23 protein-coding genes are annotated in these 21263 nt (G+C 49.6%); 21 read left to right on the forward strand and 2 right to left on the reverse strand.

Annotation, left to right across the window (positions count from 1 at the left end; all coding sequences use genetic code 11):
* Positions 1-16 precede the first annotated feature (16 nt).
* The 12 genes from KD909_RS04660 (at position 17) to KD909_RS04715 (ending at position 11172) form a co-directional block, all read left to right on the forward strand.
* A complete protein-coding gene (locus KD909_RS04660; RefSeq protein ID WP_012726858.1) occupies positions 17-1045 on the forward strand; it encodes a methionine ABC transporter ATP-binding protein in 1029 nt (342 codons plus the stop codon).
* Entirely contained in the window at positions 1035-1697 is a 663-nt protein-coding gene (locus KD909_RS04665) for a methionine ABC transporter permease (RefSeq protein ID WP_012726857.1), read from the forward strand. The genes KD909_RS04660 and KD909_RS04665 overlap by 11 nt, the downstream gene beginning before the upstream one ends.
* A gap of 30 nt (positions 1698-1727) precedes the next feature.
* Positions 1728-2561, forward strand: coding sequence for a MetQ/NlpA family ABC transporter substrate-binding protein (locus KD909_RS04670; protein ID WP_012726856.1), 834 nt, complete (start codon positions 1728-1730; stop codon positions 2559-2561).
* A 101-nt stretch (positions 2562-2662) separates the two neighbouring features.
* A complete protein-coding gene (locus KD909_RS04675) occupies positions 2663-3877 on the forward strand; it encodes an MDR family MFS transporter (RefSeq protein ID WP_211782536.1) in 1215 nt (404 codons plus the stop codon).
* A 178-nt stretch (positions 3878-4055) separates the two neighbouring features.
* A complete protein-coding gene (gene sufC, locus KD909_RS04680; protein ID WP_143180266.1) occupies positions 4056-4817 on the forward strand; it encodes a Fe-S cluster assembly ATPase SufC in 762 nt (253 codons plus the stop codon).
* A gap of 12 nt (positions 4818-4829) precedes the next feature.
* Positions 4830-6098: a Fe-S cluster assembly protein SufD gene (gene sufD / locus KD909_RS04685; RefSeq protein WP_211782537.1), complete on the forward strand. Its 1269-nt coding sequence runs from the start codon at positions 4830-4832 to the stop codon at positions 6096-6098.
* Position 6099: 1 nt separating this feature from the next.
* Complete coding sequence (locus KD909_RS04690) at positions 6100-7320, forward strand: cysteine desulfurase (RefSeq protein WP_211782538.1); 1221 nt, start codon at positions 6100-6102, stop codon at positions 7318-7320.
* Complete coding sequence (gene sufU, locus KD909_RS04695) at positions 7310-7744, forward strand: Fe-S cluster assembly sulfur transfer protein SufU (RefSeq protein ID WP_012726851.1); 435 nt, start codon at positions 7310-7312, stop codon at positions 7742-7744. Before KD909_RS04690 ends, sufU begins: the two co-directional genes overlap by 11 nt.
* Positions 7745-7763: 19 nt before the next feature.
* Positions 7764-9161: a Fe-S cluster assembly protein SufB gene (gene sufB / locus KD909_RS04700; RefSeq protein ID WP_012726850.1), complete on the forward strand. Its 1398-nt coding sequence runs from the start codon at positions 7764-7766 to the stop codon at positions 9159-9161.
* Between the two features lie 69 nt (positions 9162-9230).
* Positions 9231-9665, forward strand: a complete 435-nt coding sequence (locus KD909_RS04705; protein ID WP_211782539.1) for a hypothetical protein — start codon at positions 9231-9233, stop codon at positions 9663-9665.
* Positions 9662-10084 (forward strand): DUF6678 family protein, encoded by a 423-nt coding sequence (locus KD909_RS04710; RefSeq protein ID WP_249199083.1) that lies wholly within the window; start codon positions 9662-9664, stop codon positions 10082-10084. Before KD909_RS04705 ends, KD909_RS04710 begins: the two co-directional genes overlap by 4 nt.
* 104 nt (positions 10085-10188) lie before the next feature.
* Complete coding sequence (locus KD909_RS04715; protein WP_211782540.1) at positions 10189-11172, forward strand: L-lactate dehydrogenase; 984 nt, start codon at positions 10189-10191, stop codon at positions 11170-11172.
* Between the two features lie 35 nt (positions 11173-11207).
* Here the strand turns inward: KD909_RS04715 and KD909_RS04720 are convergent, their stop codons facing one another.
* The gene (locus KD909_RS04720) at positions 11208-12590 is read right to left on the reverse strand and encodes an alanine/glycine:cation symporter family protein (RefSeq protein WP_211782541.1); all 1383 of its coding nucleotides are present in this window, start codon (positions 12588-12590) and stop codon (positions 11208-11210) included.
* A 92-nt stretch (positions 12591-12682) separates the two neighbouring features.
* On the opposite strand from KD909_RS04720, the gene KD909_RS04725 reads away from it, so the two are divergent.
* From KD909_RS04725 to KD909_RS04760, 8 genes are all read left to right on the forward strand, one after another.
* A complete protein-coding gene (locus KD909_RS04725) occupies positions 12683-12955 on the forward strand; it encodes an acylphosphatase (RefSeq protein WP_211782542.1) in 273 nt (90 codons plus the stop codon).
* Between the two features lie 204 nt (positions 12956-13159).
* Entirely contained in the window at positions 13160-14479 is a 1320-nt protein-coding gene (gene brnQ / locus KD909_RS04730) for a branched-chain amino acid transport system II carrier protein (protein WP_211782543.1), read from the forward strand.
* Positions 14480-14583: 104 nt separating this feature from the next.
* On the forward strand, positions 14584-15765 hold the full coding sequence (locus KD909_RS04735) for an MFS transporter (RefSeq protein ID WP_211782544.1): 1182 nt from the start codon (positions 14584-14586) through the stop codon (positions 15763-15765).
* 11 nt (positions 15766-15776) lie between these two features.
* A complete protein-coding gene (locus KD909_RS04740; RefSeq protein WP_211782545.1) occupies positions 15777-16622 on the forward strand; it encodes a DUF72 domain-containing protein in 846 nt (281 codons plus the stop codon).
* Between the two features lie 15 nt (positions 16623-16637).
* Positions 16638-17978: a bifunctional metallophosphatase/5'-nucleotidase gene (locus KD909_RS04745; RefSeq protein WP_249199084.1), complete on the forward strand. Its 1341-nt coding sequence runs from the start codon at positions 16638-16640 to the stop codon at positions 17976-17978.
* Positions 17979-18026: 48 nt separating this feature from the next.
* Entirely contained in the window at positions 18027-18395 is a 369-nt protein-coding gene (locus KD909_RS04750) for a YutD family protein (RefSeq protein ID WP_047795125.1), read from the forward strand.
* Between the two features lie 158 nt (positions 18396-18553).
* Entirely contained in the window at positions 18554-18859 is a 306-nt protein-coding gene (locus tag KD909_RS04755) for a hypothetical protein (protein ID WP_012726838.1), read from the forward strand.
* A 103-nt stretch (positions 18860-18962) separates the two neighbouring features.
* Positions 18963-19634, forward strand: a complete 672-nt coding sequence (locus tag KD909_RS04760; protein WP_211782547.1) for a DUF975 family protein — start codon at positions 18963-18965, stop codon at positions 19632-19634.
* A 44-nt stretch (positions 19635-19678) separates the two neighbouring features.
* Here the strand turns inward: KD909_RS04760 and glpX are convergent, their stop codons facing one another.
* Entirely contained in the window at positions 19679-20659 is a 981-nt protein-coding gene (gene glpX, locus KD909_RS04765; protein ID WP_211782548.1) for a class II fructose-bisphosphatase, read from the reverse strand.
* 158 nt (positions 20660-20817) lie between these two features.
* Here glpX and KD909_RS04770 point away from each other — a divergent pair, with 158 nt between their 5' ends.
* Positions 20818-21261 (forward strand): DUF86 domain-containing protein, encoded by a 444-nt coding sequence (locus tag KD909_RS04770; RefSeq protein ID WP_211782549.1) that lies wholly within the window; start codon positions 20818-20820, stop codon positions 21259-21261.
* The last annotated feature ends 2 nt before the right edge of the window (positions 21262-21263 follow it).

The following is a 21263-nucleotide window of genomic DNA, read 5'->3' on the forward strand; positions in this document are numbered from 1 at the left end:
TCAGGAGGGAAAGGTATTGATTCAATTACGAAACGTCGCCAAATGGTTCGATACGAAGAATGGTCGTGTCCAGGCGGTCGATGATGTGTCACTAACGATTGATCGCGGTGAAATTTTTGGAATAATCGGATATTCGGGGGCGGGGAAGTCGACGCTCATCCGATTGCTCAACCGTCTCGAGTCTCCGTCAAGCGGTGAAATCGAGGTCGCCGGGAGTGAGCTCACGAAGCTCAGCCCGAAAGAACTACGGGGAGTTCGCAAGAACGTCTCGATGGTCTTCCAGCACTTTAATCTTCTGTGGTCGCGCACGGTCGCAGAAAACATCAGTTTCCCACTCGAACTGATCGGGGTTCCGGCAAGTGAGCGGAAACGACGCGTCCAGGAACTCGTCGAGCTCGTAGGCTTGGCTGGTCGTGAGGATAGCTATCCATCGCAACTGTCGGGCGGTCAAAAACAGCGAGTCGGAATCGCCCGCGCGCTCGCTACCAATCCTGAGGTTCTCCTCTGTGACGAAGCGACAAGCGCGCTCGACCCGAAGACGACGGATTCGATTCTCGAACTGCTCGTCAGCATCAATAAGAAGCTCGGATTGACGATCGTCCTCATCACGCATGAGATGCACGTCATCCAAAAGATTTGTCACCGTGTCGCCGTGATGGAGGCCGGAAAAGTCGTCGAGACGGGTCAAGTCTCGGACGTGTTCCAACATCCGGAGCAACCGATTACGAAAGAATTCGTCAAGCAAATCGGGGCGGTCGACGATCTGTCGCTCACGTTCGAACACCTTAAAGAACGATATCCGAGCGGTCAAATCGTCAAATTGAAATTCTTGAACGAGACGGCAGAACAACCGATTTTGTCTGACGTTCTCAAGACGCATGATATCGGATTCAACATCATCGGCGGGAACGTGACCCAGTCACAAGTCGGTGCGCTCGGTACGCTATTCATCCAACTGATTGGGGAAGCAAGTGAAATCGAACGTGCCATCACATCGATTCGTTCGCAATCCGTAGAAGTGGAGGTGGAAAGCGATGTTTCCTAACGTAGATTGGCAAATTATGATGGAACAGACTTGGGAGACGCTATACATGACGCTCGTCGCAGGTGTGGCGACGTTTGTGATCGGACTCGCTTTAGGTTTGATTCTCTACATTACAAACGAATCACTTTTATTGAAGAATCGTCCGATTTACGTTTTCGTCAGCGCGATCGTCAACGTGTTCCGTTCGATTCCGTTCATCATCTTAATTATCTTACTCATCCCGTTCACGTTGTTCCTACTCGGTACGATGCTCGGTTCGACGGCGGCGCTTCCTGCGCTCATCATCGGAGCGGCACCGTTTTACGCTCGGATGGTCGAACTTGCGCTTCGTGAAGTCGACCGTGGCGTCATCGAGGCGGCCGAATCGATGGGAGCGACGAAATGGCAAATCATCTATAAAGTCTTGATTCCGGAAGCTCTTCCGGCAATCGTGTCGGGACTCACGGTGACCATCGTTGCCATCGTCGGTTATACGGCAATGGCGGGAGTCGTCGGTGGGGGCGGACTCGGGAACTTGGCCTTCTTGGAAGGGTTCCAACGCTCACAAAACGATGTCACGTTCGTGGCGACGGTGCTCATCTTGATCATCGTATTCGTCATCCAGTTCATCGGTGACCGACTCGTCACAAAAATTGATAAACGCTCAGCTTAATCACACATATACCATTTGGAGGGATTCATTATGAAAACTTGGAAAACAGTACTCGGATTGACAGCTTTATCAGCATTCACGGTTCTCGCAGCTTGCGGCGGGGAAGAGGCAGAAACAGGTTCTGGCGATGACAAAACATTGATCGTCGGTGCGTCAAACGTACCGCACGCTGAGATTTTAGAGCACGTACAAGAAGAATATGAAGCAAAGGGCTACAAACTCGAAATCAAGAAGTTCCAAGACTACGTGCTTCCAAACAAGACGCTCGCGAGCGGGGAACTCGATGCGAACTACTTCCAACACGAACCATACCTCAAGTCACAAATGGCTGAAAACAAAGACTACAAATTCGCATCAGCAGGTGGCGTTCACATCGAGCCGATTGGTGTCTACTCACAAAAATACAAATCGCTCGACGAGCTTCCTGAAGGTGCAGAAATCATCATGAGCTCTTCGGTCGCTGACCACGGACGAATCCTTACGATGCTCCAGTCAGAAGGTCTCATCACGCTTGCTGAAGGCAAAACGGTCGATGCGACAGTCGCTGACATCGTCGACAACCCGAAAGACTTGAAATTCAAGACGGATGTGGAAGCAGCACTTCTTCCGACAGCTTACAATAACGGAGAAGGCGATGCGGTCCTCATCAACACGAACTATGCGATCGATGCAGGCCTTAACCCACTTGAAGATGCAATCGCACTCGAAGGTGAAGATTCACCATACGTCAACTTGATCGTCACGCGTGAAGGGGACGAAGAAGATGAGCGCGTCAAAGCACTCCTCGAAGTATTGACGTCTGAAGAGACACAACAGTGGATCTTGGACGAATACAAAGGTGCGGTCGTACCGGTCAAACAATAAGTCATCTCGACTCAGGAGTCTTCCTCCTGGGTCTTTTTTTGTCTAGTGTTCTTTCATAAAGAGAAGTACACTACATATATGAAAGAAAAGGGGGGATTTGGATGAAGCTCAGACAGATTCATCCACTGACGTGGGGCGTCCTGTTCGGGACGTTTTTTGCACGACTGGCGACGTTTTTTGTCATGCCATTTTTTGCGATCTATCTGGCCACGCTCGGCTTTTCGGCGAGTGTGATCGGAACGATCTTTGCTGTGACGGCACTTTCAGGTCTGTTCATGAGCTTCTTTGGGGGGACACTCTCTGATCGGTATGGACGAAAACAGCTCATGTTGATTGGGATCGTGCTGAATGCCGTCACGTTCGCTGGTCTCGCACTTGCGACGGAACTGTTTTGGTTTTACATGCTATCGATGTTGATGGGGATGTCGCGATCATTCCTAGAACCGGCTTCGCGTGCACTCATCAGTGATACGACGCAGGCAGATCAGCGGGTCATCGTCTATAATGTCCGTTACTTCATGATCAATATCGCCGCGGCCATCGGACCACTCTTGGCGGTCGTCTTGTCACTCACTGGTGTGAAGACCGCGTTCTTCGTCGTGACGGCTGTCTACATATTATACGGAATCATTATATCTATCTTGTTTTACAAATATCCGTTTGAAGAAGGGGATGGGGTCAAGGCACGCCCACGCTTGACGGAGACGTTTCGTGTCCTGAGAGACGACCGGACATTCCGTGCGGTCATCATCGGGATGATTTTCGCGATTATCGGTTACAGTCAGTTCAATTCGACGCTTCCTCAATTCATTGCGCTACGCGACGGGCTAGAAGACGGTTCGAGATTGTTCGCTTACTTATTGACGACAAACGCCATCACGGTTCTCATCGTCCAATATCCGATCATGCGTTTCGGGATTCGAGTCTCTCCGATCAAGTCACTCTTTTTCGGGATTTCGACGTTGTCATTCGGACTTTTGCTCATCGGATTTGCGACGGTAGAGTGGGTCCTCTTTGTCGCGATGGCCATCTTTACCGTCGGTGAGGTGTTGATGTTCACGATGACGGACGTCTTGACAGATGAACTCGCGCCGGAACATTTACGGGGCACTTATTTCGGGGCGATGGGATTGACGTCACTCGGACAGACGGTCGGACCGATTATCGGGGGTGTATTACTCGATACATTCGGTCAGTCATCGCTTCCTGTATTCGGAAGTTTGGCGCTCTTGACGGGGTGCGGTGCCTTCTTCTTCGCGGTTGCCGTACGAGAGCGGAAAGCGGTCCTCGCACTCGTCGAAGAAAATGCCGGATAATGTCTTGATTTCCTACTATTAGCATTCTCAACTTTTATCATTCTATTGAGAATGAATTCTAAGGTGAGTCGCTTGAAATAAAAAAATGACTAGTCTAAGATTAGAATATATCTAATCTACGCCATTCACTATGGCGAGAAAATACGGAAGGGGTATCCGAATGTCTAACGTACCACAAATGAAAATTGATGACCTCCGCGTCTCAATCGAAGGAAAAGAGATTGTCAAAGGTCTTAACCTAGAAATTAAAGGTGGCGAAATTCATGCCATCATGGGTCCGAACGGGACTGGTAAATCAACACTCGCATCAGCACTCATGGGTCATCCACTTTATGAGGTCACTGGGGGAAGCGTCGAATTAAACGGCGAAGATGTCCTCGAGATGGAAGTCGACGAGCGCGCACAAGCAGGGATGTTCCTTGCGATGCAGTACCCGGCTGAAATCAGTGGTGTCACAAACGCGGACTTCTTGCGTTCGGCAATCAACTCACGTCGTGAAGAAGGTCAAGAAATCTCGCTCATGAAGTTCATCCGTGAACTCGATGCGAAGATGGAACTTCTCGAAATCCCTTCAGAAATGGCACACCGTTACTTAAACGAAGGATTCTCAGGCGGTGAGAAGAAGCGTAACGAAATTCTTCAAATGATGATGATTCAACCGAACATCGCCATCTTGGATGAAATCGACTCAGGTCTTGATATCGATGCCCTTAAAGTCGTTGCCAAAGGCGTAAACGAAATGCGTTCAGAGGAGTTCGGCTGCTTGATCATCACGCACTATCAACGTCTCCTCAACTATATCGAGCCAGACTTCGTACACATCATGATGGACGGGAAAATCGTCATGTCTGGTGGTAAAGAGCTCGCACAACGACTCGAGGCAGAAGGTTACGACTGGGTGAAGCAAGAACTCGGAATGACAGTAGACACAGAAGCGTAAGGAGGCTGTACGATGACCGTACAATTTGAATTGGATGCACAAGCGTTGTCGGCACGTGCAGAAGCGCTCGGCGGACCAGCATGGATGGTCAACCGTCGTAAAGAGGCAGCAGAACTTGCGCCGACACTTGCTTTGCCAAAAGTTGAAAAGATTAAGATTGATAAGTGGGACTTCGCAGCGGGTGATGTCGAGCTCGAACAAAAAGACGGCTTGACAGCAGACATCGAATCACTCCTCGGAGACCACCGGACAAACGTGCTCGTTGAACGCAACGGTCATGTCGTCTATAACGAATTGTCGATGCCAGAAGGCGTCTTGTTCATGGGAATCAAAGAAGCGATGGAGCAACATCCAGAGCTCGTTGAGAAATACTTCATGACGGAAGGCGTACGTGTCGATGAAGAGCGTCTTTCGGCGTTGAACGCTGCCCTCACAAACGGAGGTGCGTTCATCTACGTACCGAAAAACACGCAATTAAAAGATCCGCTTCAAGCGATCTTCACGATGGAACAGGCGAACGGTGCCCTCTATCACCACACGATCCTCGTCGCTGACGAAGGCAGTGAAGTGACCTACATCGAAAACTTCCTTTCAGGCACGAACGAACCGCATACGGTCAACGTCGTGACGGAAGTATTCGCAGGAGAGAACGCGAAAGTCGTCTTCGGTGGTGTCGAACAGCTCGCTGAATCAGCACTTACGTTCATGAACCGTCGCGGAGTCGTCTATGCGAACGGTCGCCTTGATTGGGCGCTCGGTCACATGAACGACGGGAACTCGGTCGTCGAGACGAAGACTCACCTCGTCGGCGACAACACGTACTCAGATACAAAAGCTGTGACGATCGGTCGCGGTGCACAGAAACAAAACTTCAACATCCGTACCGACCACTTCGGAAAAGCATCTGAAGGGTTCATCTTGATTCACGGTGTCCAAAAAGACGCAGCCACTGCGATCTTCAGCGGGACATCGATGATTCACCACGGTGCGTCAAAATCGAACGGGGTACAAACAGAGCGCGTCTTGATGCTCTCTGAAAAAGCTCGTGGGGATGCCAACCCAATTCTTCTTATCGATGAAGATGACGTTATGGCAGGTCACGCAGCGTCTGTCGGTCGTGTCGATGATGTTCAATTGTACTACTTGATGAGCCGTGGATTGTCTCGCCAAGAGGCAGAGCGTTTAATCATCCATGGATTCTTGACGCCTGTCGTCGAAGAACTCGCAATCGATTCGGTCAAAGACCGTCTCCGCGAAGTCATCGAAGGGAAAGTACGTTAAGATGTTGAACGCCTCGATTCGTGAACAGTTTCCGATTTTAGATCAGGAAATCAATGGACACCCGCTCGTTTATCTTGATAGCGCGGCGAGCTCACAAAAGCCGCTCGCTGTCATCGAGGCGATCGAGGACTATTATCGTCGCAACCATTCGAACGTGCATCGTGGCGTCCATACGCTCGGGACGCAAGCGACGGATGCGTATGAGGGAGCACGCGAACGCGTCCGCTCGTTCATCCATGCGGCGGTTCCTGAAGAAATCATTTTCACTCGTGGAACGACGACGGCCATCAACTTGGTCGCATCGAGCTACGGAGATGCGAATGTCGGTGAAGGCGACGAAATCGTCCTCACCCCGATGGAACACCATGCGAACTTGATTCCGTGGCAACGACTTGCCAAACGTAAAGGTGCGACGCTTCGATACGTCGAACTCACGCCGGACGGACGGGTCACACTGGATGCCGTTCAAGCCATCTTATCGGACCGGACGAAAATCGTTGCGATGAGTCACGTCTCGAACGTGCTCGGGACGATCAATCCGATTGCCGAAGTCGCTCGACTCGCGCATGAAAAAGGTGCTGTCATGGTCGTCGATGCCGCACAAAGTGCACCGCATCGAAAATTGGACGTCCAAGCACTCGACTGTGACTTCCTCGCCTTTTCTGGACATAAGATGCTCGGACCGACTGGAATCGGTGTCTTATATGGGAAGAAACAACTCCTCAAAAACATGGAGCCGGTCGAGTTCGGTGGCGAGATGATCGACTATGTCGATTTGTATGAATCGACGTGGAAAGACATCCCGTACCGTTTCGAAGCGGGGACACCGATTATCGCCGGAGCGGTCGGACTTGCGGCTGCCATCGACTTTTTAGAAGAAATCGGTCTTGAGAACGTCGAAGCACACGAACGTGAACTCGCGTCTTACGCGATTGAACAGATGAAAACGATTGAAGGGATTGAGATTTACGGTCCTGAAGATCGCGTTGGTCTCGTCACGTTCAACTTGAAGGACGTGCACGCGCACGACCTCGCGACCGTTCTCGATATGCAAGGCATCGCGGTTCGTGCCGGTCACCACTGTGCACAACCACTCATGCGTCTTTTGAAGCAATCATCGACGGCACGGGCGAGCTTCTATTTGTACAACACAAAAGAAGAAGTCGACCGCTTCATCGAGGGATTACGTCAAACGAAGGAGTATTTCAATTATGAGTTTTAATAATCTCGACATGTTGTACCGACAGGTCATCATGGATCACTATAAAAACCCAAGAAACCGTGGCGTCATCGAAGATGGCGTGACGGTGGACTTGAACAACCCGACGTGTGGGGATTCGCTTCGTCTTCAACTACAGGTCGAAGACAACATCGTCAAAGATGCAAAGTTTGAAGGGGAGGGCTGCTCAATCAGTCTTGCCTCGGCATCGATGATGACCCAAATCGTCAAAGGAAAAACAGTAGAAGAGGCGCTTCAACTCGCCAACATCTTCTCTGAAATGGTTCAAGGCAAAGAGTACGACACGGATACGTTTGACCTCGGTGATATCGAGGCGCTCTCAGGCGTATCGAAATTCCCGGCTCGAATCAAGTGTGCCACGCTCGCGTGGAAAGCGCTTGAAAAAGGAGTAGACGAGGACGCGTAAGGAGAAGGAGGAGACCGATATGGCAAAGAACATGCCGGAAATTGGCGATTATAAATACGGCTTCCATGATCGGGACGTTTCGATTTTCCGTTCAGGCCGTGGCTTGACGACAGAAATCGTAGAGACGATCTCGCGCATGAAAGAAGAGCCGCAATGGATGCTCGACTTCCGTTTGAAGTCGTTGGATCACTTCAACAAGATGGCGATGCCGACATGGGGCGGAGACCTCTCGGCACTTGATTTCGACGAAATCACGTACTATGTCAAACCATCTGAGAAGACAGAACGCTCATGGGATGAGGTACCAGAAGAAATCAAACGTACGTTTGACAAGCTCGGTATCCCAGAAGCAGAGCAAAAATACTTGGCAGGTGTCTCGGCTCAGTATGAGTCTGAGGTTGTCTACCACAGCATGCAAGAAGACTTCGAAGAAAAAGGTGTCATCTTCAAAGATACAGACACAGCCCTTAAAGAAGACGAAGAGATCTTCAAAGAGTACTTCGGGAAGTTGATTCCGCCGACGGACAACAAGTTTGCGGCCCTCAACTCAGCAGTTTGGTCGGGTGGCTCGTTCATCTACGTACCAAAAGGCGTGAAACTCGAGCAACCGCTCCAAGCCTATTTCCGCATCAACTCGGAAAACATGGGTCAGTTCGAGCGTACGCTCATCATCGTCGACGAAGGCGCATCGGTTCATTACGTCGAAGGATGTACGGCACCGGTCTACACAACGAACTCGCTTCACTCAGCGGTCGTTGAGATCTTCGTCAACAAAGATGCATACTGCCGTTACACGACAATCCAAAACTGGGCGAACAACGTCTACAACTTGGTAACGAAACGTGCAGTCTGTGAAGCGGGTGGATCAATGGAGTGGATCGATGGAAACATCGGATCGAAACTCACGATGAAATACCCGGCTGTCATCTTGAAAGGGGAAGGCGCACGTGGAATGACACTTTCAATCGCCCTCGCTGGTAAAGGACAGCACCAAGACGCTGGCGCGAAAATGATTCACCTCGCACCAAACACGTCGTCGTCTATCGTCTCGAAATCGATTTCGAAACAAGGCGGAAAAGTATCGTACCGTGGAATCGTCCACTTCGGCCGTAAGGCAAAGGGCGCGCGCTCGAACATCGAGTGTGATACGCTCATCATGGACAACGAGTCGACGTCAGATACAATCCCGTACAACGAAATCTTGAACGACCAAGTGTCGCTCGAGCACGAAGCGAAAGTCTCAAAAGTGTCAGAAGAGCAACTCTTCTACCTCATGAGCCGTGGAATTTCGGAAGAAGAAGCGACAGAAATGATCGTTATGGGCTTCATCGAGCCATTCACAAAAGAATTGCCAATGGAATATGCGGTCGAAATGAACCGTCTCATCAAGTTCGAGATGGAAGGTTCGATTGGATAATCGTGACTTAAAAACCAGCGAAGCTAAGCTTCGCTGGTTTTTTGTATAATGAAATAAGGAGGCGATAACGTGACCCATCGATTTTTAGTAGAGAGCCGAGAGATTTATTCATTCATGAATCCCATGCTTGTCATTTGCCCGAGATGTGGGGGACAGGCTGATGTGTGGGAGAAGAATGATGAGGTGCGCCTCAGTTGTCTTCATTGCGGTCATTTGCAAATGAAGGAAAGCGGTACGAAGTACATTGGAGAACCAATCGATGTTCATTTTGGTTTGCCGCTATTTTTACAAACAGGTTGTTGTGGTCATGTGTTATGGGCTTACAACCGTGAACATCTCAACTATATTAAATATTATATCGAGGCAAAAATTCGGACGAGCGAGGGAACAAACCGTAGTCTCGAAAGTCGATTACCCGCTTGGATGAAACGCAAGCAGAATCGTAAAGAAGTATTACGAACGATTGAAAAATTAGAGCTTATGATAGAAGGTTCAACAGCATGAACCGACGAGAAGAACTCCAATACATAGAGAGACACCAATTGACATCGGTGATGAACGAGACAAAATGGAAGCGTCTCCATCGAGCTGTCTCTGAAGAGTTGACTTATGCGCCGCCGTATCAAATAAAATACTTAGGGGAGGATACGTTGTTTCCAAGCGACTCGTTGTCCGAGTATGAAATATTGTGGGGAGAGTGGGATGAAATCTGGCTGGAATCCCCTTTACGGTCCATCGAATGGATTCGTTTGCGACCAAGCGTACTGCTCTATAAGGGAGTGATTATTGACCCAGATGTTTGTGATCTGTCCATTGAACTCATCTCAATTTTAGAGAGAGAAAGAATTCCGTTCATCTTGGAAAGTGAGACGATTCAGATTTTCGGTTATATTCGGAATACAGGAATCTTTGAACCGAAGTAGGATATTTAACGTAATCATGTATTTTTCATGCAGCTTTTGTCGTTAAAGATGGAAGAGTCGGGTATGCTAAAAAAGAGAATGAATCATGGAAAGGATGGATACACATGTCACGTATTCCGCATAAAGATGAGATTGACCCGAAAGACATCACCCGCATCGCCGTCATCGGTGCCGGTTGGGTCGGGGTCAGTTTTGCTTACCAATTATCCACGGCAGCCCTTTGTGAGGAGCTTGTCTTGATCGACTCGAATCATGCCAAGGCAGAAGGAGAGGCGATGGACCTGAATCATGGGATCTCCTTCGCCCCGACACCGGTCCGGATTTGGGCAGGCGACTACTCGGATTGTAAAGATGCAGACATTGTCGTCATCACGGCAGGAGCGGCGCAAAAGCTCGGGCAGACACGGATGGACCTCGTCGAGCAAAATGCAAAGGTCGTCCGCACCGTCACACAAGACTTGATGAAGAGTGGATTTGACGGCATCTTAGTCGTCGCGACGAACCCGGTCGATGTGATGGCACACGTCGCCTGGAAGGCATCGAGTCTACCGAAAGAACGTGTCATCGGCTCAGGGACGGTTCTCGATACGGCACGACTCCGCTATAAACTCGGAGACTATTTCGAATTGTCGCCACGAAACTGCCACGCTTATTATATGGGGGAACATGGCGATACGGGATTTGTCGCATGGAACAACGCTCGTATCTATGGGAAGAGTATCGATGAACTGTTAGCAGAGAACGAACAGTATCAGTTCGAGGACCTCGAAGCGATTTATACTGACGTGCGCGACGCCGCTTATCAGATTATCGAGTATAAGAGTGCCGCCTATTATGCGATTGGGGTCGGATTGCTTCGCATCATCCGGGCCATCGTCCGGAATGAAAACTCCGTCGTGACGATTGGTGCTCATTTAGACGGCGAGTACGGGGCGAGTGACGTGCATATCGGCGTACCGGCCTTGATCGACCGGAGCGGTATTCGTAAGATCATCGAGATTGAATTGACGGAGGAAGAACAACAGAAGTTTGACGCCTCGGTACAAGCCATCAAGGCGGGAATCGAGAAAGTCGAACCTGCATCCTAAAAAAGATCCGACTGCGTGAGCAGTCGGATTGTTGGTTAAGACGCCTCTTCTTCGGCGATATCTTTTTTATAGTACTTCTCGGATGTGAAGAATTCGGTCGTCAATCGTTTCACTTCACCACTTAGAAGCAGGACGGCAATCATGTTCGGGATAAGAATCATCGCTAGCATCAAGTCGAGGAAGTTCCAAATCATTTGGGCGCCTCCGATTGCACCGATGACAATCGAAACGATATAGACGGCCTTCATGATTTTCCCTGCCGTCAAACCAAACAAGTACTCGGCTTGTCGCGAGCCGTAAAAGATGATGACGATAATGGTCGAGAGAACGAAGAAGATGAGCGAGATGGTGACGAGTAAGCTTCCCGTGTAACCGAAGTATTCACGGAAGGCGATCGTCGTCAACGCCGCTGGGTCATCCATCGCTCCGTCTGCCGTCCACACACCGGAAGACAAGACGACGAAGGCGGTCGTGCTACAAATGATGAGCGTATCGATGACGATCCCGATGACCGCCCAGAATCCTTGGCGCACCGGGTGATCCGTTTGTGCGGCGGCGTGGGCAATCGGCGCTGTTCCAAGACCCGCTTCGTTCGAATAGAGTCCACGGGCGAAGCCCCAACGAATTGTCTCGGCGACGGCGGCTCCGGCAAATCCTCCGAACGCGGCCATCGGCTCGAATGCATAAGAGAAGATGAGACTGAGAACGTTTGGAATCTCAGAGAAGTTCATCAAGACGATGACGAGTCCGGCTCCGACATAGACGAGTGCCATGCCAGGAACGACGATCTCCGTGACTTTCGCGATGCGCTTCAGTCCACCGAAGACGATAATGCCGACAAGAATAGCGACGACGATACCCGTGATGAGCGTGTTCCCATTGAACGTCTCGCGGACTGCCGAGCTGATAGCGTTCCCTTGTACCATGATGCTCGGGATGAGTTCGATCATGAGGGCGAAGGCGAACCAGGTCGCGAGCCATTTCCAACGAAGCCCTTTTGAAATGTAGTAGACAGGTCCCCCGACGAATTCGCCGGCGTCATTCTTCTCACGGTAGTGGACGGCCAGCACACTCTCTGAAAACTTGATGGCCATGCCGATGATGGCGATGACCCACATCCAGAAGATGGCACCCGGTCCCCCGAACATGATCGCTGCAGGTACACCGATGATGTTCGCGGCCCCGACTGTTGAAGAGAGCGCTGACGTTAAGGCTTGTCTAGGGCTTATATCGCCTTCACCTTTTGGCTTTTTGAAGATACTGCCGAACGTTTGCTTGAATATGTAGATGGGATAACGAAACTGAAAGAAACCGAGCTTGATGGTGAGGAAGATACCGGACAAGACGAGTAACGAGATGATCGGTACGCCCCAAAGCCAGTCGGAGACCTTCGTGACAAGATTAATAATATCATTCATATAACCACTCCAATTCCATTATTTTACTTAAATACTGTTTCCTAAAGTGAGGACCTCTAAACATCTTTGACAAAATAAAGGAGGAAAATAGAATGAGAGTTGCTAGACGTTTGATTGTATCTGGGCGTGTCCAAGGCGTGGGGTTTCGATATTTTTCACAGGAGACCGCGCAACGATTCGGCATCAAAGGATGGGTTCACAATCTAAGTGACGGGACAGTCGAGCTACATGCGGAAGGAACCGAGCAAGAAATCGGCGCCTTCGAGCAGGCGTTGAAGGATGGCAATCGCTTTGTCGGTGTCGAACGAATCGAAGGGACGGAAGCGAACAATCAGGAATTTAGTTCGTTCGACATACGCTATTAACCGCTTACATCTCCCTACATGTGAAAGGGAGATTTTTTTGTGAAATCTACATTTCAAAAAATTAAACCTCGAATTTTGGAGATAGGGTAGTCAAACGATAGGAAGTGTGTATAATGGAATAGACCAAGCGATATATTGTCAGAAAATTTAGTTATTATTTTTTTGTTAAGTCGTTCGGAATATCAAGTGTATGGAGGTAGTTGTATGAAAAAATCGACATTGTTCCCGTTAGCGTTTACGATTTTTGCTTTATTCTTTGGGGCCGGGAACTTGCTGTTCCCACCAGAGCTCGGCGCCTTGGCGGGGGAAAATCTCGTACCGGCGATGATCGGGTTCGTCATTACGGGTGTCGGTTTACCGCTTCTTGCTTTGTTCGCAGTCGCTCGGGTAGGCGGCGGGACGGACCAAATTGCTCGTTATATTCCAAAGCGTCTCGCACTCGTCTTGACAGGATTGATGTATGTAGCCATCGGACCATTCTTCGGAATCCCGCGTACGGCTGCCGTCACGTATGAAATGGGACTCGTCCCGTTTCTCGATGCGCCTTCTACTTTGACACTCGCGATGAGTTCGACCGTCTTTTTCGGGTTGACGTTCTTCTTGACGCTCCGTGCTCAAAAGTTGATTGAAGTCATCGGACGCATCATCACACCAATCCTCTTGTTCTTACTCGCAGCGATCGGAATCACAAACCTCATCTCGCCTCTCGGAGAGCCGGGAGCGCCAGCAGAAGGGTTTGAAACATGGGTGGGCGCACTCGGCCAAGGTTTCCAACAAGGCTATTTGACAATGGATGTATTCGGGGCCCTCGTCTTTGGGGCAATCGTCCTCGTCACGTTGAAAGCCAATGGGTTGAGTGACCAAAAAGAGGCATCTGCGCTTCTTCGCTCTGCAGGCATGGTGGCCGTTACCTGTTTGATGCTCGTCTATATCTCGCTCGCTTCAATCGGTGCGAATATGACAGTCGCAGAAGGAACGACGAGTGGCGCAAGCCTTCTCCAAGCGTTCGCAGGTACGTCTTACGGACAAGTCGGAATGCTCGCACTCGGATTAGCGGTCTTCCTCGCTTGTTTGACGACAGCAGTTGGACTCATCTCAGAGTTCTCACGCTTCATCAGCAACCAGTTTGATTCTCTCAAATATCATCATGTCGTCATCGCGACAACATTGTTTGGGTTCATGATCTCACTCGTCGGTTTGAGCTCGTTGATTCAAATCGCCGTGCCGCTTCTTACGCTCCTCTATCCGGTCATGATCGCACTCGTGCTCGTATCGGTGACGGAACGTCTTCAACGAAACCCTGGTGTGGCGATGAAAGCGACGATTTATACGGCGCTCGTTCTCTCGTTCTTTGAAACGTGGAATGGCATCCAGCCTTCTGCGGTTACTTCTTGGATTGGAAACTTACCAATGGCGGATATCGGACTTGCCTGGGCAGTTCCGACGATGATCGTCTATGCGATCACGCTTCTTCTTCCGAAAGGAACGTCACAAGAATCACTCGCTCAATCACGCATCTCATAAGTCTCGCCCATCCTTTGGTCAAGGATGGGTTTTTTCTGTCTTATTGTTTGCCTGGATGTGAACTCAAACAGTAAAATGGAAAGATGAAAAGGGAGTGACATGCGTTGACGACAAAACAAAAAAATCAATTGGCGATTCTCATGTTGAACATGTTTATCGCCGTCGCCGGATTTGGGATCATCATCCCGATTATTCCGGATTACTTAAAGATGATTGGCGAGGGAGGGACAGCCGCCGGACTCATGATTTCCGTATTTGCGGGTGCCCAGCTCGTCATGTCACCGATTGCCGGGAAATGGGCGGACGTCCACGGCCGCCGACTCATGATCATTCTCGGTCTGATCGGATTCACCATCTCGATGGGAGTCTTCTATCTATCAGATAATTTAACGATTCTTCTCGTCTCTCGTGCCATCGGGGGTGTTGGTGCAGCGCTTTTGATTCCTGCCATCTTCGCTTATGTGGCAGATATCACGACACTCGAGCAACGAGCTCGAGGGAACAGTTATATTTCCGCGGCAATGTCGCTTGGAATTGTGGTCGGACCAGGGATTGGGGGCTTTTTTGCTGAATTCGGCTTGAAGACACCGTTGCTCGTTTCAGCGATTGTATCATTCGTCGCTGTCATTTCGTCTGTACTCCTTCTTAAGGAGCCGGACCGTGCTCCGTACGTGGCACCAAAAATAAAAGAATCTTTACCGACACAGCTGGTCATGTCGACGCGAAAACCATACTTCTTCGTATTGGTCATCAACCTCGTGATGGCGTTTGGTCTGATGGCGTATGAATCGGTACTCGGACTCTATGTCAGCGAGATGTTCAGTGCGACACCACAGGAAATTGCCATCATGGTAACCGGAACAGGGATTGTAAGTGTCATCGTTCAATTGTTTGCGGTGGACCGTCTCGTCGAATGGTTGGGAGAGACCAAGGTCGTGCTCGCTTTCATCGCACTCGCCTCATTTGGCTTCTTGTTATCTTTGTTCGCGGGCACGTATATACTCTTCTTCGCAGTGACACTTGTGATTTTCTTATCGACATCCATTTTACGACCGGTGTTGAACACACTCGTGTCGAAACTGGCTGGCAATGAACAAGGTCTCGCCATGGGGATGAACAACGCATATATGAGTATCGGGAACATTTTAGGACCAACATTGGCGGGAATCGCCTTTGATATCGATATGCGCTATCCGTTCATCATGGGACTCGTCCTGTTGCTCGTCACATATATGGGCACATGGAACTGGTCGAAACGGAAAGCGGCCGCCATTTCAGAATCGTAAAGGAGGACGCTATGATCTACGTAGGTGTGACCGGATGGGGAGATCACGATTTGCTGTATACGACCCCAGAAGAACGAAAACATAAATTGTCGACATATGCGGGACATTTCCCGACTGTTGAAGTCGACTCGACCTTCTATGCGATTCAACCTGTGAAAAATTTCGAAAAATGGGATGGGGAAACACCAGATCATTTTCAATTCGTTGTAAAAGTTTCCAGGGAAATGAGCGGACATGATCGTGAGCCGAAAACGCCTTTGATTGAACTGTTTGAGCGTTATCGCATCTCGGTCGACCCGTTAAAACGAGCGGGGAAATTACGGGCTGTGCTCGTTCAACTACCGCCGTGGTTCGATGTGTCAAAGCCACACCTGGATTACTTGCGAACGCTTCGTGCCGAGCTGTCAGATTACGAGATTGCCATCGAGTTCCGCAATCCGACCTGGTTCTCAGAAGCGTTCCGGGACCGGACGCTTCAATTTTTGACGGAGCAACGGTTCATCAACACGATTTGCGATGAACCGCAAACGAAAGAGAGTAGCATCCCGTTCGTACCGGTCGTGACCCATCCAGACGTGGCGGTCGTTCGTTTACACGGGCGGAATACATCAGGTTGGCTAAAGAAACCGGGAATGACGAGTCAAGAATGGCGGCATGTTCGCTGTCTGTATCGCTATAGCGAAGAGGAGCTTCAAGAATTGGCGACCTCACTTCGTGAGATTGACCGCGAAGCGAAGGACGTGTATGTATACTTTAACAACAACTCGGCCGGGGATGCGGCACCGAATGCGAAACGACTCATTGAGATCCTTGGTCTCGAGTATGAACTCGCACCGAGACAAATCAGTTTGTTTTAGAAGGAAGGGATGGTCATGACGACACTGACTATTTTTCATTACAACGATCTTCATTCAAAGTTTGACCAATGGCCGAAACTTGTTTCATTTCTAGAAGAACATCGGACGGACGACACGCTGTACTTTGATTTAGGGGATCATGCCGACCGTACCCATCCAGCGACGGAAGTGACACGTGGGAAGTTGAATGTTCGTTTGCTCGAGCGACTTCGTCCGACAGCCGTCACCATCGGGAACAACGAAGGGATTACCTTTCCTCATGATTGGCTGGCCGAACTGTATGACGAAGCGACATTCCCTATCTTACTTGGGAATGTATATGAAGCAGACGGGTCACGACCGAATTGGGTCGATGAGACGCTCGTTCTCGAGCAAGATGGGTTCCACATCGGCCTGTTTGGTGTGACCGCTCCATATGAAGAGTTATACCCAGAGCTTGGCTGGCAGATTGAATCGCCTTACGAGGCGGCGGAGCGAGCGTTGAAACAGTTGGCGCATTGTGATGTCATCATCGCGCTCAGCCACCTTGGGTTCTTTGGAGATGAGCGATTAGCTGAAAGGTTTCCTGAAATCGACGTCATTCTCGGTGCGCATACACATCACGTCTTAGATGAAGGTGTGATGACGAACGGTGTGTTGATTGCACAAGCTGGAAAGTATGGGAAGTACGTCGGAGAAGTCACACTGACGCTTGGCGAGTCAGGAGTCGTATCGAAAGAAGCGCGCCTTCATGAACTGTCTCAGCAATCGGATAGTCCGGACACATTGGCCTTGTTGCATACAGAAGGGGCAGATGCTGAACGCCTTCTGGATGTCACGATTGCGGAGACGGATGGATACGCCTCTGATTGGTTCGGTCCTTCTCCACTGGGTGACCTGCTCGTTGAAGGCATGGTCGAATGGTGTGCGGCGGATGTGGGGATCATCCCATCTGGCGTTGTGCTAGAAGGACTTGCACCGGGTGGGGTGACGCTCAACATGTTGCATCGGATCTGTCCGCATCCAATCAATCCTTGTGTGCTGACATTGGACGGGGAGACGTTGGCGCGTTTCCTTCACGATTCCAATGAAGAAACGTTCACGACTATGCATGTCAGAGGTCTCGGCTTCAGAGGTACCGTTCTCGGAGAACCGAGTCTCTATCAAATCGAACAGCGGGACGGTCAGACATATGTAATGGGGGAACGATTGGATTTAAATCGGACATATCGCGTCGCGACGGTCGATATGTTGACGTTCGGTCCGCTCCTTCCTTATTTGGCAGACCAACCGAAGCGATATTTCATGCCCGAACTTCTGCGGGATGTATTACGAGAAACAATCGTCGCCCGTCATGAAGTGATTCGAAAAGGATAGAGCGCATCGACGGGGGCATGCTATGATAACAGAGTGGAGGTGGGAACGATGATTCGAGTGAATCGCCACGGATATACCGTCTTGGAAGAAAAGCGGGACGGTTTCGATGAAGAGGCGTTTATCGCACGCTATAGTGACGTGCTAGATAAGTACGATTACATCGTCGGTGATTGGGGGCATGGTCAATTGCGATTGAAGGGATTCTATGAACCGCAATCCAAATTGGCGACCTATGAGAACCGAATTGATCATGTGATGGACTACGTATACGAATATTGCAACTTTGGATGTCCTTATTTCGTTTTAAAGAAGGAAACGGAAATCAACGAAGAAGAGAGTGGTCCCGTCTTTGGGGGGACGAAACAAAAACTGAAGTTGAAACGGAAGTTCAACAAGACCGATGAATCAAATGTGTGAAGTGCTGAGCCGTCAGCACTTTTTTTATTACATTTGATTTCCAAATATTTCATTTAGGTAAAAAGTCGTGACTTCCGGTTTTGAGGTTGGAAAAATGTGATAAATTGTCATTAAGGATCGTTTCGTCGTTTTTGGTTTTAATCAGTGAGGTGATTTGGATGCAACATGTACAAACGACCGTCGGGGATCGGGATGACGTCCATAATCGAATTCATAATTTCGGACTCGGGATATTAGCCATGTTCTTTTTTGGCTTCCATATTATGATGACCTTTTATTTTACGGCGGCAGTCATTCTATTTGAACTCGTTCATGTGTTGATCATCCGTCGCTTTGAATATAGCCATTCGTTCTTGCGAAGCCGCGTCTTCAAAGTCACATCTCATCTTGTGTTATCGCTCGGGGTGCTGTTATTGATTTTATCCATGTCTCAGTTCTTTTTAGGCAATGTGATGATTCGCTAAGCGGGAAGGAGAAATTCCTTTCCCTTTTTTCATGTTTTTTTGAAACTTATGGTCATCTTTTCACGTACACTGATAGAAAGACTATGAAAAAGGATGGGTTACTATGAGATCTGAATGGAAACAACATGCACGACACGCCTTGAAAGGAAAATGGTGGCTGATGGCCGGATTGGCACTCTTGTTCGTCATCATCAACGGGATTCCCCAATCGTTTGCACCTGAGATTGATCCGAATTCGACAGCGCCCCTTACATCAACAGACGCCACATTAAGTTTCGTGTCGACCGTTCTTCAAATCTTGATTGCACCACTCACCATCGGTTGGTCATGGCTCGCACTCGGTGTATCACGTGAAAAGGGTGCATCGCTCTCGACAATGTTCAAACCGTTCCAAACACGTTACTTCAAACATGTCATCACGTCTTTTGTCATGAGCCTCTTTATCGTGTTGTGGACCTTGTTGTTGATTGTACCGGGAATCATCAAAGCCTTCTCGTACTCACTCACACCGTACATTTTGCGCGACCAGCCTGAACTTTCGGCACTCGAGTCGATCACAGAATCACGTCGTCTCATGGATGGGCACAAGATGGAAGCGTTCATGCTCTTCTTGTCCTTCTTCGGTTGGTTCCTCGTCGGGATTTTAACGCTCGGGATCGGGTTCTTCTTCATCGGACCTTACTTCTCGACGACGTACGCGACGTTCTACGACTCGATTCGAGACAATCAAGTTGATTCGAATGAGCCAGTGCACGGAACAGAACAAGGATTTTAAAGAAACAAACGCCTCGCTCAAGTGATTGAGCAAGGCGTTTTTGATTAGGAGTTGACTTCAGTTTTTTGTAAGTACGGCTTCAACGACAAGTGATGTTCGGCCACGACTTTACGAATCGTGCGTGTCTTCGAGCGCATGACGAGTGACGTCGTCTCGACGATATCATCCGTCAAGAACTTGACGCCATCGAGCAACTCACCTGACGTGACACCCGTCGCGGCGAAGATACAGTCATCACTCTTGACGAGGTCGTCGAGCGTGAGGAGTTGGAGCGGATCTTCAATGCCCATCGAGATGACGCGTGCAGATTCTTCTTCATTCATCGGGTGAAGACGGGCCTGCATGTCTCCGCCAAGCGCCTTGACAGCTGCAGCCGTGATGACGCCTTCAGGAGCACCGCCTGTACTGATGAAAATATCAATCGGATTTGTTTTGACGGCAGCTGCGATTCCGGCCGAGACATCGCCATCCTCAAACAGTTTGACGCGTGCGCCGACGTTCATGACGGCTTGGCGAAGGTGTTCGTGGCGATCGCGGTCTTGCATGATCACCGTCACTTCTTCAATGCGTTTATTGTTATATTTTGCCGCTTTTTCGATGATCGACTCGAGTGGTTCATCGAGCGAGACTTTTCCTTTTAAGTTCGGCCCAACGACGAGCTTGTCCATGTACATGTCTGGTGCGTGGAGGAGGGCACCTTCATCCGCAACGGCGATGACGACCATCGCATCTCCGAGTCCTTTTGCGACAATGGATGTACCTTCAAGCGGGTCAACGGCGATGTCGACTTTTGGGCCGAACGTCGTACCGAGTTTTTCCCCGATGTAGAGCATCGGTGCCTCATCGAGCTCACCTTCTCCGATGACGACCGTCGCATCCATGTTCACTGTTCCGAGAACTTCGCGCATCGCTGATGTCGCTGCGTCATCGGCTTCATTCTTTTGCCCACGTCCGATCCATTTCGAAGATGCGAGTGCTGCGGCTTCCGTTGCTCGTACGATTTCTAATGCTAATTCACGTTCCATAGTGTTGTACCCTCCACGTTATCTCTATTAAATGTGTTATACTTTTTACGGCTTAAATCCGTTGATTAGTGTATCACAATTTTATAAATGATGTAAATAGGACAGATTCTTTTCTCCTGACCGAAAAAGCATTAGTATTAACAGCAGGGGGGATCATCATGTATTTTGTGAATAGAGAGAAGATTAATCAGACACTGGAACAAATGGAAACGATGTTAGCGCACACCGATCAATTGAGCGGGGATGCGTTCACAGTAGAACTTGCGAAACAACGAATGGCTGTCCTCTTGATGGAAGGGGTCATCGACGTAGGGAACTCGATGATTGACGGATTCATCATGCGAGACCCAGGTAGCTATGAAGATATTGTCGACATTCTACTCGATGAACGCGTGCTCGATGAGAAGACGGGGAATGCCGCCAAGGCGCTCGTCGGATTGCGTGCTTACTATGTCCGTGAGTTCGTCGATGCAGACGCGTCACGCTTTGATGAATGGGTGAAGACGTCAAAACAAGACTTCACAGCGTTCTCGACACAAGTTCGTCGCTACTTAGAGGTCGAACTTGGACCGGTGTCCGCATTCTTACCAGAAAGCGAGTGATT

The sequence above is a fragment of the Exiguobacterium sp. PFWT01 genome, from assembly GCF_018255795.1.
In the GTDB taxonomy this organism is placed as follows: Bacteria; Bacillota; Bacilli; order Exiguobacteriales; family Exiguobacteriaceae; genus Exiguobacterium.

Bases quoted from the DNA above. Each gene is read 5' to 3' on its own strand.
- KD909_RS04665 (WP_012726857.1), top strand. From the start codon at position 1,035: ATGTTTCCTAACGTAGATTGGCAAATTATGATGGAACAGACTTGGGAG.
- KD909_RS04670 (WP_012726856.1), top strand. From the start codon at position 1,728: ATGAAAACTTGGAAAACAGTACTCGGATTGACAGCTTTATCAGCATTC.
- KD909_RS04675 (WP_211782536.1), top strand. From the start codon at position 2,663: ATGAAGCTCAGACAGATTCATCCACTGACGTGGGGCGTCCTGTTCGGG.
- sufC (WP_143180266.1), top strand. From the start codon at position 4,056: ATGAAAATTGATGACCTCCGCGTCTCAATCGAAGGAAAAGAGATTGTC.
- sufD (WP_211782537.1), top strand. From the start codon at position 4,830: ATGACCGTACAATTTGAATTGGATGCACAAGCGTTGTCGGCACGTGCA.
- KD909_RS04690 (WP_211782538.1), top strand. From the start codon at position 6,100: ATGTTGAACGCCTCGATTCGTGAACAGTTTCCGATTTTAGATCAGGAA.
- sufU (WP_012726851.1), top strand. From the start codon at position 7,310: ATGAGTTTTAATAATCTCGACATGTTGTACCGACAGGTCATCATGGAT.
- sufB (WP_012726850.1), top strand. From the start codon at position 7,764: ATGGCAAAGAACATGCCGGAAATTGGCGATTATAAATACGGCTTCCAT.
- KD909_RS04710 (WP_249199083.1), top strand. From the start codon at position 9,662: ATGAACCGACGAGAAGAACTCCAATACATAGAGAGACACCAATTGACA.
- KD909_RS04715 (WP_211782540.1), top strand. From the start codon at position 10,189: ATGTCACGTATTCCGCATAAAGATGAGATTGACCCGAAAGACATCACC.
- KD909_RS04720 (WP_211782541.1), bottom strand. From the start codon at position 12,590: ATGAATGATATTATTAATCTTGTCACGAAGGTCTCCGACTGGCTTTGG.
- KD909_RS04725 (WP_211782542.1), top strand. From the start codon at position 12,683: ATGAGAGTTGCTAGACGTTTGATTGTATCTGGGCGTGTCCAAGGCGTG.
- brnQ (WP_211782543.1), top strand. From the start codon at position 13,160: ATGAAAAAATCGACATTGTTCCCGTTAGCGTTTACGATTTTTGCTTTA.
- KD909_RS04740 (WP_211782545.1), top strand. From the start codon at position 15,777: ATGATCTACGTAGGTGTGACCGGATGGGGAGATCACGATTTGCTGTAT.
- KD909_RS04745 (WP_249199084.1), top strand. From the start codon at position 16,638: ATGACGACACTGACTATTTTTCATTACAACGATCTTCATTCAAAGTTT.
- KD909_RS04750 (WP_047795125.1), top strand. From the start codon at position 18,027: ATGATTCGAGTGAATCGCCACGGATATACCGTCTTGGAAGAAAAGCGG.
- KD909_RS04755 (WP_012726838.1), top strand. From the start codon at position 18,554: ATGCAACATGTACAAACGACCGTCGGGGATCGGGATGACGTCCATAAT.
- KD909_RS04760 (WP_211782547.1), top strand. From the start codon at position 18,963: ATGAGATCTGAATGGAAACAACATGCACGACACGCCTTGAAAGGAAAA.
- glpX (WP_211782548.1), bottom strand. From the start codon at position 20,659: ATGGAACGTGAATTAGCATTAGAAATCGTACGAGCAACGGAAGCCGCA.
- KD909_RS04770 (WP_211782549.1), top strand. From the start codon at position 20,818: ATGTATTTTGTGAATAGAGAGAAGATTAATCAGACACTGGAACAAATG.